9 protein-coding genes are annotated in these 12,429 nt (G+C 69.7%); 7 read left to right on the top strand and 2 right to left on the bottom strand.

Features of this window, described 5'->3' with window-relative positions; genetic code table 11:
- Positions 1-246: 246 nt before the first annotated feature.
- Positions 247-828, bottom strand: coding sequence for a hypothetical protein (locus HOQ23_RS15005; RefSeq protein ID WP_172215412.1), 582 nt, complete (start codon positions 826-828; stop codon positions 247-249).
- Between the two features lie 601 nt (positions 829-1,429).
- On the opposite strand from HOQ23_RS15005, the gene HOQ23_RS15010 reads away from it, so the two are divergent.
- Positions 1,430-2,092, top strand: coding sequence for a hypothetical protein (locus tag HOQ23_RS15010; protein WP_172215413.1), 663 nt, complete (start codon positions 1,430-1,432; stop codon positions 2,090-2,092).
- A gap of 22 nt (positions 2,093-2,114) precedes the next feature.
- On the opposite strand, the gene HOQ23_RS15015 is transcribed toward HOQ23_RS15010, so the two are convergent.
- Positions 2,115-5,219 carry a hypothetical protein gene (locus HOQ23_RS15015; RefSeq protein WP_172215414.1) on the bottom strand — a complete coding sequence of 1,035 codons (3,105 nt, stop codon included), beginning with the start codon at positions 5,217-5,219 and terminating at the stop codon, positions 2,115-2,117.
- Positions 5,220-5,501: 282 nt separating this feature from the next.
- On the opposite strand from HOQ23_RS15015, the gene HOQ23_RS15020 reads away from it, so the two are divergent.
- The 6 genes from HOQ23_RS15020 (at position 5,502) to HOQ23_RS15045 (ending at position 12,357) form a co-directional block, all read left to right on the top strand.
- On the top strand, positions 5,502-6,788 hold the full coding sequence (locus tag HOQ23_RS15020) for a DUF222 domain-containing protein (protein WP_367650511.1): 1,287 nt from the start codon (positions 5,502-5,504) through the stop codon (positions 6,786-6,788).
- 59 nt (positions 6,789-6,847) lie between these two features.
- On the top strand, positions 6,848-8,104 hold the full coding sequence (locus HOQ23_RS15025; protein ID WP_172215415.1) for a M15 family metallopeptidase: 1,257 nt from the start codon (positions 6,848-6,850) through the stop codon (positions 8,102-8,104).
- A 36-nt stretch (positions 8,105-8,140) separates the two neighbouring features.
- On the top strand, positions 8,141-9,118 hold the full coding sequence (locus HOQ23_RS15030) for an NADPH:quinone oxidoreductase family protein (RefSeq protein ID WP_172215416.1): 978 nt from the start codon (positions 8,141-8,143) through the stop codon (positions 9,116-9,118).
- 104 nt (positions 9,119-9,222) lie between these two features.
- Positions 9,223-9,561: a hypothetical protein gene (locus HOQ23_RS15035; RefSeq protein WP_172215417.1), complete on the top strand. Its 339-nt coding sequence runs from the start codon at positions 9,223-9,225 to the stop codon at positions 9,559-9,561.
- Positions 9,562-9,619: 58 nt separating this feature from the next.
- Entirely contained in the window at positions 9,620-11,578 is a 1,959-nt protein-coding gene (locus tag HOQ23_RS15040; RefSeq protein WP_367650512.1) for a M13 family metallopeptidase, read from the top strand.
- A complete protein-coding gene (locus tag HOQ23_RS15045) occupies positions 11,575-12,357 on the top strand; it encodes a 2-phosphosulfolactate phosphatase (protein WP_172215418.1) in 783 nt (260 codons plus the stop codon). The genes HOQ23_RS15040 and HOQ23_RS15045 overlap by 4 nt, the downstream gene beginning before the upstream one ends.
- Positions 12,358-12,429: the final 72 nt, after the last annotated feature.

A 12,429-nucleotide genomic window follows, 5' to 3' on the forward strand; every position in this document is an offset into this window, starting at 1 on the left:
ACGCCTGCACGGCGAGATCGGCCTCGTCCCACCCGTTGAGTTCGAGGACGAGCACTACCGGCACAACCCCGCGCCGACTACCCTCAGCGCGTCAGTTCAGAGCCTCCACTGAACCCGGCACGCGACACTTTGCCACGGGGACATCCTTCCGCTTGAGGTCGAAACCTCAGAGGTCAGGTGTCAACTCAACTGGGGGCAGTCCCCAGGACCGATCGGACGGTGTTGCTTCGTACATCCACCCTAGTGTCAATCGAACGGTCCGCTGATGAACCTCATGAACTCTCTACCCTTGGACTTGGTCCTCTGAGCCATCACACCGTTGGCCGTCATCATCGTTCTCAGCGGCAACTCGGCAAGTCCCCGTGACGCTAGGTCCCCCGCGATCGTGTCGATGAATGCCTCATCCCCTGACCATGTTGGGAAGGCCGCGATCACCACGTCGATCAGGTTGCCGCCGGGCCATGGCCGGTTCCGTCGGCTAAACCATCCCGGCGGATCGTCGGCCAGGCGCAACAACGCAAGGTGGGACGGAGTGAGCTCGTCGATGTAGCGCAGATAGATGGCTCGCTTGTCACCCTCAAGAGAGTCGCCGACCGCGACATTGAACAGCGCGTTCTGGAGGGCAGCCCGCTTGATGTCCGCCGCAGACTTCTCCGCAATCCGTGTCGCGGTCGCGATGGCGTCAACGAAGTTGTCATCGGCGAACAACGCGTCGACATCAAGGCCGTCGGTTCGCTGCGCGATCGCGTCGAGCGCTTCCTCGATCTGGTCCTGCCACTGCCGATATCTTCTTTCATCGGCTCGCCGGAAGGCCTGTGCGTACTTCACCGCCAGAACGCCCCCAACGAATGGAACAGTCGCTGCGACTGCCTCGATGGTCTCCTCGGTCCTGCGCCTTGCCTCGCTCTTCGGTTCTAGCGCGTCCGTCACGCTGCCTCCTGCGGTGTTCGTGTGCAGCAAAGGCTAGTTCTCCGTGACATGCTGCAGGTGCTACGGACGATCTCTTCGCTGGCTGACAAGCGGCGGAACGACGCGGTCCATACAAACTCCGCGGGCCGCGCTCGAGGCTCGTCTCAGCTGCGATCGTCAGCCGGGGAGCTAGAAAGGCGTGCTCCTCGCGCGCGCCTACAACCTGTTCGAGAACCTGGCGCATGTGCGCGCCGAGGCACCCTCTCCCGCTCAGGCTGATGCCGCCGTATAGGGCGCGGGCGCCCGGGGAAGGCGGCGCCGGTGGTCGAGCACACGTGGCATGCGTAAGGGGAGGAAAGAATCGCGGTTGGCTGCCTCGGATCGATGACTACTCCTCGCGTTTGGGGCTCGATCGCCTATTGGCCTCGCGTCAGCAGAGACGCGCGTCGGTTGCGAAACAGCGGGGGCGGCACCGATTGACTTGGCGGCAACTGTCGGCGCTCGCATCTAGATTCGGCGCATGCGCCGCGCCTACATTGATCCTCACGTCGACCTGGCCGAGTCGTTCCGTCTTGCGCGACGGTGGGCCAACGCAGGCAAGGTCACGGTCGTCGGTCCCAGCACCAGCGCCATCGAAGCGTCGCCCTTTCTGACGAGTTCGGGGCTGCCGATCGGCATCACGGGAAACCGGCGCAGCCGCTTCGCCGCTCGTCCGCGGACGGGAACTGTCATCGCGTGGTGCCTGCACCTCGACGAGATCCTGGACCTTGAGGGGCACGCCGACCTCGACGGGCTGGTCCTCGTACGCGGACACAAGTCGCATGCGCCGTGGATCACCGCGCACGACGCCGAGTTCCTTGGAGGCGAGCCGGTCGCCGCGATCCCGGAAGCAAGCGCCGCCATCAAGTCGATGGTCAAGAGCATCTCAATGCTGCCGATCCTCAACCAGGGCCTCGTCGACTCGCGTGAACGATCTACCGCGGTCCAAGCCCTAACCTTCATGCGCGACCACGGTCACCGACTCGTTCCCGAACAGCTCGCCGTCGAAGCCCTCCGCAACGATTGGCCCAGAACTAGTCCACTCGAACTGGCAGATCTGGCCAGGCAGCTCAATGCCGGAAAACACCTTCGGTACCAGAAGCGCCTCGACCCCGCCGCCATGGCGCGCTGGACCTCGGCCTGAGCGGGCCAAGGCGAGCAAGCAACTACGCCTCCGAGTCAGGTTCAGGTTCGACGAACGGAAGCAAACGTCCGTTCTCGTCTAGGCAGTCCAGGATGTCGCGATGTGGCACATCGTCGACACTGAAACCGAATCTGCGGACGAGGAGGTCACGCATCGCATGCTCGTCGCGACGCTCGACCCGACCTCGTAGGCCCCACGTCTGTGCGAACGTGGCGGTCTGCACGCGGGCATTGAAGGCGACGTCATCGGCATTGAACGCTTTGAGCGGAATTACGGGCGAGTCCGACGTCTCAGGTTCGCGGGCAAGGCGTGCCGCTTCGCGTGGGTCGCCAACGCCGAGCTGGATACCCGCATCCCGCATGCGCCAGTTCCACTTCACGTTCGCCAAGATCGACAGCGTCTGCCAGTCGAGCCAGCCGTCAGCACGGAGGCGGGCGATGGTTGCTCTGATGGCTTCATCCGCGAGAAGACGTGGATAGGTGTACCGCATCACCGTGAAGGCGAACTCGTAGCGCCTGCGGATCGCATGTAGCGATTCGTCGAGGTCGTAGCTGGTCCCGGGCGCAGTGGAAGGTCCGAGCACGTCGTGCGCCGTTGGCTCGAAACGAGCTGAGCTGGCGGGAGGAGTGGCGGCGGCGCAGCGTTCGTAGTGTTCAGCCTTGAGAAGGTCAGCAGCGTCCTGGTATGAGCGCCCCATCATCAGCTTGTGTGAGAGGCCGTCGACGAACATTGGCTCCATCGTCGCCTGCAGTTCGGCCGGAGGGCCGGCGTGGACAGCCTGGACGAGCTGAAAGCACATGCTCATCAGCGAGGCGGCGTGTTCGTCTCGCTGGTCGACGTCCGCGGACAACGTGAGGTAGACCTGAAGTTCCGCGTTGGAGTCGTCGAGGGTGAAGTCGTCGACCTCGCGGCGGCCCGCGTCGGCACGCACGTCGACGGCGATGTGGACGGTGCTGGCAATGACCACTGGATGGCAAAGCGCAATGTCGGCGACGAAGACCTGGAAGGCTGCGCAGAGCCCTTCAGCGGTCAGAACAGTGGTCTTGTCGTTGGTGAACCGGAAGATCCATCGGATGCCGAGCGCGGCAAAGTCGACCACACGCTCTGGGCCCAGGTCAGCAAACAGAGGCCCGGTGAGTTGCTCGACGGCTTGATCTTGAAACTCGTCCTCGGACATCAGGTACGACGAGTCTTCGGCGCCTCCTATGACTTCTTCGACGATCTGGAACCAACCTGTGTTCGCCCAGTGCGCCTCTTGGATCACGGTCTCTAGGTCAGGCCAGAACTGACGCACAGCCGACACTTCGAGAGCTTGCCCGATGCGGAGGTCTTCCAGATCGGTGTGCTTGTCGAAGTCGAACGGGTCCGGCACGTGCTGCGCTCGAGCCAGGACGGCAACTTCCGTCAGCCCGGCGGCGTCGGCCCACGTCCCGGCACGTTGCGCGTACCTGGCGGCTTCGAGCAGCGCCTTCGGCGCATGTTCCTTCGTTTCGTCGTCACCGTGGGTCAACGCCAACGTGGCGGCTGAGCAAGCGTATAGCTTCGCCGCGTACGACAGGCCGAGATCGTCGTACACCTTCGCGATGAACCGCATCGTTAGGACTGCGCCGTACAGGGTGTCGCCGTTGAACCACCGCGCCTTCGCATGGTGGAGCTCGGCTAGACCTTCGAGGAGCCTGCCAGCCCGAATGAGCGCCATGCCTCGGTCGCGGCATCGTTCAGCGAGGGCAGAGTCCCCCTCAACTCGCGTGACGGCCTCGTCGAGGCCATCACTGACTTTGCGGAAGCTCGGATGGTCGACGAGTGCCGGAGTGAACATGGTGAACAACATGGCAAGCTGGCGTGCCGAGTACGCGCGAGCTGTCGGAAGCAGATCGACGAGTTGCGCGAGGTACGTCATGGCGTTGTCAACGTCGACTGCTTCAGCGGGCAGGCTCGTGACGTTGATGTCGCTGGGGTCGAGTTGGACGCCGACGGTCGCCGAAATGTCTGCCCGGGCCGGTCGGCCGAACTTCTCTTCCGAGACCCGCCAGTCGGGGATGAGGTAGCTGAACGCCAGCGCCCCGGTCAAGGTCGCTGCGCGAATCGGATACACGTCCGGGTCGGTGTTGCCGAGCAGTTCGACCCCGTGCGTGCGGAGCAGCTCGAGAGCGTGAGCAATCTCAGCCGTGGTTGCTTCTGTCCTGCCGGTGCTCCACACGACGCCCCAGTAACTGGCCAAGATGAACGCGTCGTCGAGGACGTTTGCGTGGCTCGACCCGCTCGCGTACGCAATCGCGCGCCGAATGAGCTCTTCGACACCGCTGGATTCACCCATCCCGCGGAATCTCGCGATCGCCATCTCGTAGCAGGCCCGGAACACCAACTCTGAGTCTTCGCCCCTGTGATGGTGAGCGAGGAAGGCTCCCATGAAGTCCAGCCACTCGGGCAGGTCTGCGTTGGTGTCTGAGTCCCAGGTGGCATGGCGCAGCCCGGCCGCCACCTCACCCTGCGTCGCTGGGGTCAATGCCGCGGGGCCTCGGTTGCGGCGAAGGCTCTCCAACAGTTCGGCGTACCACTCTGGGACCCGGTCGTCGTTGACCGGCGGCACCGTCGCCGCCGGCATGTCCAAGTAGTGGCACGCGACCCACACAAGGTCAGGCTCGGCGAGGAACGTGGCGATGTCGGTGCCGCAGAAGATGTCGAGGGAGACACCGAACGTCTCGCGGGCTGTCTCCTTCAACTCGTGCGTGACGCCTTCGGAGATCGGGTGAACGCTGAAGAACGCGACGTGCTCCACCGGGTCGGCACCGTCTGCACAGATGCCCGCCAGGTCCGCGAGAACCTTGTCCTTGAGCCGGGTTCGTTGCACCGTGCATGCAACGACGATCGGTTGGGTCGACGCGGACGCCGAGAAGCCGGCAGAGTGCGGCAACTCCTCAGGAATCCGGGTCGTGTAGGTCTCAGCGTCCCGCTGCTGATCTCCGCCCGAACTCACCGGGCCGGTCGCGATGAGGATGTTCGCGCTGATCCGCTTGCGCGCGATTCGGGTCGCAATCTCCTCGAACTCGTGATGCTCGTTCCTGGAGGACATCTCGCTGAGCTTGAAGCTGATGAAGGCCTCAGCCTCGGGAATCGGTTCTGCCACGAGCCCAGTCTGACCGCACGCGCCGACTGGGCAGTGGTGCGCCGCGCAGCGTCGCGGACGTTCCTACTCACGGGCTCGGGCGTCACCCGCGCTCTGAGCCCAGACCTGGCCCGAAGAGACTCGGAGGCGACCGCGGCCTTTTGCGCGTTGATGATGGCGGCGGATTGCGTCTATCTGGGCGGATTGCCCCTCTTCGTAGCCGCGGCCGGACGCTGTCGTTGCCGCCCAGAAGTGTCGGTGGTCACTGCTTGACTAGACCTCAGTCGACGCAGGGAGACGACCGTGAGCGTGCAGGCGGTGGCGGAGCACCCGGTGAGCCGGTGCGTGGCCGAGATGGCCGCGTCGCTGGCGGCCGTCCGCGACGTCGACGCGATCTACCTGCCGGCTGCGGCGCACCGCGACGCGCTGGTCGAGCTGACCCGGCTGGCTGGTCAGCTCGAGGAGCTGCGGATGCGCGTCATCGACGCCGCCGGTGGCCCCGGCGGGCTGGCCCAGGACGACGGGGCGCGCTCCCCAGCCTCCTGGCTGGCCTCGCGCACCCTGACCGGGTACGGCGCCGCGCGGCGCGCCGAGCTGCTGGCCTCGGCGATTTCCCAGCGCTGGGGGCGGGTGGGCGAGGCACTGGCCGACGGGCGGATGCGCGTCGAGCAGGCCCACGTCATCGTCAAGGCGCTCGACGACCTGCCGTCCGACGAGGTGGCCGCCGACGTGCTGGACCGCGCCGAGGCCCACCTGGTCGCGCTCGCGGAGACCTACGAGCCGCGCAAGCTCGAGCTGCTCGCCAGTCGCATCCTCGAGGTGGTGGCCCCCGAGCACTACGACGAGCTCGAGCGCCAGGCGCTGGAGCGTGCCCAGCGGCGCGCCAACAACGCCACCCGCCTGACCATCCACCCCCGCGGTGACGGCGCGAGCGACGTCAAGGCCCGGGTCCCCGACGCCGTCGCCTCCCGCCTGCGCACCCTGCTGGAGGCCTGGACCTCGCCGCGGCACGCCGCATCGAGCGGCGACGTCAGCGGCCGCGACCCGGCGACCGGCGCGCGGCTGACCCAGGAACGCCTCATGGGCCTGGCCTTCTGCTCCCTGCTGGAGTCCGTCGACCCGGCGCGGCTGCCCGCACACGGCGGCGCGTCCACCCAGATCGTCATCACCATCGACCTGGAGGCCCTGCGCAGCGGCCTCGGGCACGGCACCCTCGCGACCAGCGGCGACCGCGAGACCCCGGTCAGCGTCGGGGAGGTGCGCCGCCTCGCCTGTCACGCCGGGATCGTCCCGGCGGTGCTCGGCAGCCGCAGCGAGGTCCTCGACCTCGGTCGCAGCAGCCGGCTCTTCAGCCCCGCGCAGCGCCGAGCCGCGCTCCTGCGCCGCCGCACCTGCGCGGGCCAGGGCTGCACGATCCCGGCCGCCTGGTGCGAGGCCCACCACCGCCGCGATCCCTGGTCCCAGGGCGGCACGACCGACCTCGACGACCTCGAGCTCCTCTGCCTGTGGCACCACCAGCGCGCCCACGACCCGACCTACACCACCGAACGGCTGGCCAACGGCGACGTACGGTTCGCGCGGCGGACATGAGGGGACGGCGGCTACCGTCGGACGCCAACACCGGGCTCGGGTCGGACGGGGGTACGACGATGGGACTGCGGCACACGTTCGCCGCCGGCGGCCTCGCGGCCGTGCTGGCCCTCGCCGCGTGCGCGGAGTCGCCGACCGAGGACCCCGGGCCAGCGGCCGACGGCAGCGCCGGCTCGGCGCAGCCCGGCGCCGACCAGGACCCCGACGGCCCCGCGGACCCGGCCGGCCCGGCGGACGCAGCGGACACCTCGACCGACCCGTTCGCCGAGTACGCCGTGGACCGCCCCGGCCCGCTGCGCGAGCGGCTGCTCTCCGCCGACATCCTCATCTCCACCGAGCAGACCATCCCGCGCGAGACGGTGCAGCGGATCCGCCGGCTGCCCGGCGTGACGGCGGTGGAGCCGTTGTCGGTGGCGCTGGTGAGCGTCGAGGACCGGGTGCTGTCGGTGGCCGCGGTCGACGCCGCGGGCTACCGCCGCTTCACCGGGCTCGCGACCGCGGAGGAGCAGGCGGTCTGGGACCGGGTGGCGGGCGGTGAGATCGCGGTGCGTCCGGCGCTGCAGGCCCGCCTGCCGCTCGACGAGCAGGACTTCGTGCGCCTCGGCAGCGAGGACGGCTCGCCCAGCGCCCACGTCGGGGCGTGGGCGCCGCAGGTGCCGACCATCGACGCGGTGGTCAACGAGCGCTGGGCCGAGGAGCTCGGCATGGAGCCGGGCAACGCCCTCGTGGTCTCCACGACGATCACCGCCCCGCAGGCGATCCGCGGGCCGGTCAAGCGCATCCTCGGCGCCAACGCCTCCGTCCAGCTCCTCGACATCGCCACCCGCCTCGGCCTGGACCCCGACGCCGTGCAGACCGCGGTCGTGGTCGGCACCGTGGCCGACGCGGTCGGCACCTTCAGCTACCGCACCCTCGGCGGCGGCCGGATCGCGCCCGACCCGGCCTGGGTCGCCAGCCACATCGGCACCGAGGCCGTGCCGATCCTCGGGACGATGACCTGCAACCGGGCGATCTTCCCCCAGCTGCGCGCGGCGCTGGAGGAGGTCGTGGCGAGCGGGCTGGCCGACGAGATCCACCCCGAGGAGTACGCCGGATGCTACTACCCGCGCTTCATCGCCGGCACGACCACGCTGTCCAACCACTCCTTCGGCCTGGCCTTCGACATCAACGTCCCCGGCAACCAGCGCGGCACGGCCGGGGAGCTGCACCGCGGCGTCGTCGCGATCTTCAAGAAGTGGGGCTTCGCCTGGGGCGGGGACTGGCGCTGGACCGACCCGATGCACTTCGAGCTCGCCCGGATCGTCGAGCCGGATTGAGGGTCGCGGGCGCCGCGGGTGGGTAGCGTGCGTCACATGCGAGCCGTCCAGGTCCTCACCACCACCGGTCCCACCGACATCGCGGTCAGCGACGTCCCCGAGCCCGAGCCCGGTCCCGACCAGGTGCTCGTCGACGTGCACAGCGTCGGGGTGTCCTTCCCCGACCTGCTGCTGAGCCGGGGCGAGTACCAGCTGCGCCCCGAGACCCCCTTCACCCTCGGCGTCGACTTCGCCGGCACGGTCGCGGCGCTCGGGCCGGGCGCCGAGGCGCGCTTCGCGGTCGGCGACCGGGTCGCCGGTGTGGGCGGGTACGGCGCGGCGGCGGAGCGGGTGGTCAGCCCCCTCGACTCCACCTTCGCGCTGCCCGACGCACTGTCCTACGACGAGGGCGCGGCGCTGCCGATGAACTACCTGACCGCGCAGTTCGCCCTCGACGAGCGGGCCGGGCTGCGGCCCGGGGAGACCGTGCTCGTGCACGGCGCCGCCGGCGGGGTCGGTACGGCGACCCTCCAGGTCGCGCGGGGCATGGGCGCCCGCACGATCGCGGTGGTGAGCACCCCGGAGAAGGGCGAGTTCGCCCGGGCCGCGGGCGCTGACGAGGTGGTGCTGCTCAAGGAGTTCCGCGACGCCGTCGGCGAGCTGACCGAGGGCCGCGGCGTGGACGTGGTGCTCGACGTCGTCGGCGGGGACGCCTTCACCGACTCCCTGCGGGTGCTGGCGCCGCTGGGCCGGCTGCTGGTGGTCGGGTTCGCCGCCGGGCAGGGGATCCCGCAGGTCAAGGTCAACCGGCTGCTGCTCAACAACGTCGACGTGCGCGGGGTCGGCTGGGGCGCCTTCGCGATGGCGCGCCCGGGCTACATGCAGCAGCAGTGGGCGGCGCTGGAGCCGATGATCGAGAGCGGCGCGATCCGCCCGCCGATCGGCACGACGTACCCGCTCACCGACTTCGGGCGCGCGCTGATCGACATGGACGAGCGCCGCACCCTGGGCAAGTCCGTCGTACGGGTGCGCTGAGGTGCGCTGAGCCGGGGAGGGCACGGAGGGCGGAGCGGAGGGCCCCGGCCGGCAGCCGCGCCCCGGTGCGGACCGGTTCAGGCCGCACGGGGCAGGATTGCGCCATGAGCATCGACGACATCACCCGCCAGGCCGGCCACATCATCCTCGACGGCATCACGGCCGCCGACGTGGAGACGGGCGAGGCCATGGAGGCCGCGTTCGGCAAGCTCCTCGAGATCGAGGCCATCGAGGTCACGATGGACGAGGAGGAGGGCGAGCTCGAGCTCGACATCTCCCCGCTCATGGGTGGTGTCCTGGCCGTCGTGCGCGAGCTCGTCGACGAGGTCGCGCGCCGCGACGGCTCCAGCGTCGAGGACGTCCTGGCCCTGATGCGCGGCCGCCTGGACGCCATCGAGCGCGAGGAGCCGCACGACCACGACGGGCACGACCACCAGCACTGAGCCCGCTCGGGCCGCGCCGCCCCCGACGCTCGTCGGGGGCCGCGGCTATCGTCGTGGCGTGAGCATTCTCGACGACGCCCGCCCGGGCATGAACCCCGACATCCGGCCCCAGGACGACCTCTTCGGTCACGTGAACGGACGCTGGCTGGAGGAGACCGAGATCCCCGCGGACCGCTCGAGCTGGGGGCCGTTCGTGCAGCTGGCCGACACGGCCGAGACGCACGTGCGCGAGATCATCGAGCACCTCGCCGGCGGCGGCGCCCCGAGCGCGTCCGACGCCGAGGCCGCCGAGGACGCCCGCAAGATCGGCGACCTCTTCGCCTCGTTCATGGACACCGAGCGCATCGACGCCCTCGGCCTGGCCCCCGCGCAGCCGCTGCTCGACGCCGTCGCCTCGCTGCGCGAGGTCCGCGACGTCGCCCCGCTGCTCGGCGAGCTCGAGCGGCTCGGCGGCCACGGCCTGTTCGGGTCCTACGTCAGCACCGACGCCCGCAACTCCGAGCGCTACCTCTTCCACCTCAGCCAGGGCGGCCTCGGGCTGCCCGACGAGTCCTACTACCGCGAGGACAAGTTCGCCGAGGTCCGCGACAAGTACGTCGCCTACCTCGTCCGGCTGCTCGGCCTCGCCGGGCACGCCGACCCCGAGGGCGCCGCGCGCACCACCCTCGAGCTCGACACCCGGCTGGCCGCGGGCCACTGGGAGCGCGCCGAGACCCGCGACGTGCAGAAGACCTACAACCTGCTCAGCGAGGCCGAGCTCAAGGAGCTGTTCCCCGCCTTCGACTGGGACTCCTACGTCACCAACCTCGGCGGCGACGACCAGACGGTGGCCGAGGTGATCGTGCGCCAGCCGTCGTTCTTCTCCCACCTCTCCGGCCTGCTCAGCGAGGTCCCGCTCGCCGACTGGCAGGCCTGGCTGACCACCCGGGTGCTGCGCTCGGTCGCGCCGTACCTCACCGACGACTTCGCCGAGACCAACTTCGACTTCTACGGCCGCACCCTCAACGGCACCCCGGAGCTGCGGGCCCGCTGGAAGCGCGGCGTCTCGCTGGTCGAGGGCGCGCTGGGCGAGGCCGTGGGCCGCGAGTACGTCGCGCGCCACTTCCCGCCGCACGCCAAGGCGATGATGGACGAGCTGGTCGCCAACCTGATCGAGGCCTACCGCCGCTCCATCACCGAGCTCGACTGGATGACCGAGGAGACCAAGCAGCGGGCGTTCGCCAAGCTCGACACCTTCCGGCCCAAGATCGGCTACCCGGAGAAGTTCCGCGACTACAGCGCGCTGAAGGTGTCGCGCGACGACCTGCTTGCCAACGTCGCCGCGGTGTCCGCCTTCGAGACCGACCGCCAGCTGGCCAAGATCGGCAGCCCGGTCGACCGCGACGAGTGGTTCATGCTGCCGCAGACGGTCAACGCCTACTACAACCCCGGCACCAACGAGATCTGCTTCCCCGCGGGCATCCTGCAGAAGCCGTTCTTCAGCCCCGACGCGCACCCCGCCGAGAACTACGGCGGCATCGGCGCGGTCATCGGCCACGAGATCGGCCACGGCTTCGACGACCAGGGCGCGCAGTACGACCCGCAGGGCAACCTCGAGGACTGGTGGACCCCCGCCGACAAGGCGGCCTTCGAGGTCAAGACCAAGGCGCTCATCGAGCAGTACGACGGGTTCTCGCCGCGCAGCCTGCCCGGCGAGAAGGTCAACGGCTCGCTGACGGTCGGGGAGAACATCGGCGACCTCGGCGGTCTCACCATCGCCCACCGCGCCTACCTGATCGCCCAGGGCGGCACCGCCTCGGCCGAGGACCGGCGCACGCTGTTCACCAACTGGGCCTTCGTGTGGCGCACCAAGCGCCGCCGCGAGCAGGAGCAGCAGTACCTCACCGTCGACCCGCACAGCCCGCCGGAGTTCCGCGCCAACATCGTGCGCAACCTCGACGAGTTCCACCAGGTGTTCGAGACCCGGCCCGGCGACGGACTGTGGCTCGAGCCCGCGGCCCGGGTGCGCATCTGGTGAGCCGCGGAGCTCCCGGCAGCCGCGCGGCGGCGAATCCCGCGCACACCCAGCACGAGGCGGTCCGCTTCGACTGGGGACTGTCCGGAGCGCTCACGCAGGACGCCGACGTGACGGCGGTGGTGGACGTGCTCTCGTTCACCACCACCGTCACGGTGGCCCTCGAGCGCGGCATCGAGGTCTACCCGTTCGCCTGGACCGACGTGCGCGCGACCAGCTATGCGCTGGCCCGCTCGGCCAGCCTGGCGGTGGGCCGCAGCTGGGCGGGACCCGGCGAGGTGAGCCTGTCGCCGACCTCGGTGGCGGCCTCCGAGGGCATCGAGCGGCTGGTGCTGCCGAGCCCGAACGGCTCCTCGATCTGCTTCGCGCTCGCCGCGGCCCGTCGTACCAACACGGTGCTGGCCGCCTCGCTGCGCAACGCCTCGGCGGTCGCCGACACGCTGACCCAGGAGCTGGCGGCCGGGCGCACGGTCGCCCTCATCGCAGCGGGGGAGCGCTGGCCGGACCGCTCGCTGCGTCCCGCGGTGGAGGACCTCTGGGGTGCCGGGGCGGTGATCCACGGGCTGCTCGAGCGGGGCGTGGTCGACGTGAGCGTGGAGGCCCAGGTCGCCGCCTCGGCGTACGCCGCGGTCTCCGGCGTGATCCCCGCCGTGCTCGCCGGTTGTGCGACCGGTCGCGAGCTCACCGCCCGCGGCTTCTCCGCCGACCTCGACCTCGCCTGCTTCACCGGCAGCCGGGTGGTGCCCCGCCTCCTCGGGGAGTCCTTCGCCCCCGAGACCTGAGCCCGCGGCGCCAGCCGTTCACCTCCGCGTCCCGGAGCGGCCGCCGGCGCGACGAGGAACGTTGCGCTGGAC

It is taken from the genome of Nocardioides sp. zg-DK7169, assembly GCF_013155365.1.
Taxonomy (GTDB): domain Bacteria; phylum Actinomycetota; class Actinomycetes; order Propionibacteriales; family Nocardioidaceae; genus Nocardioides.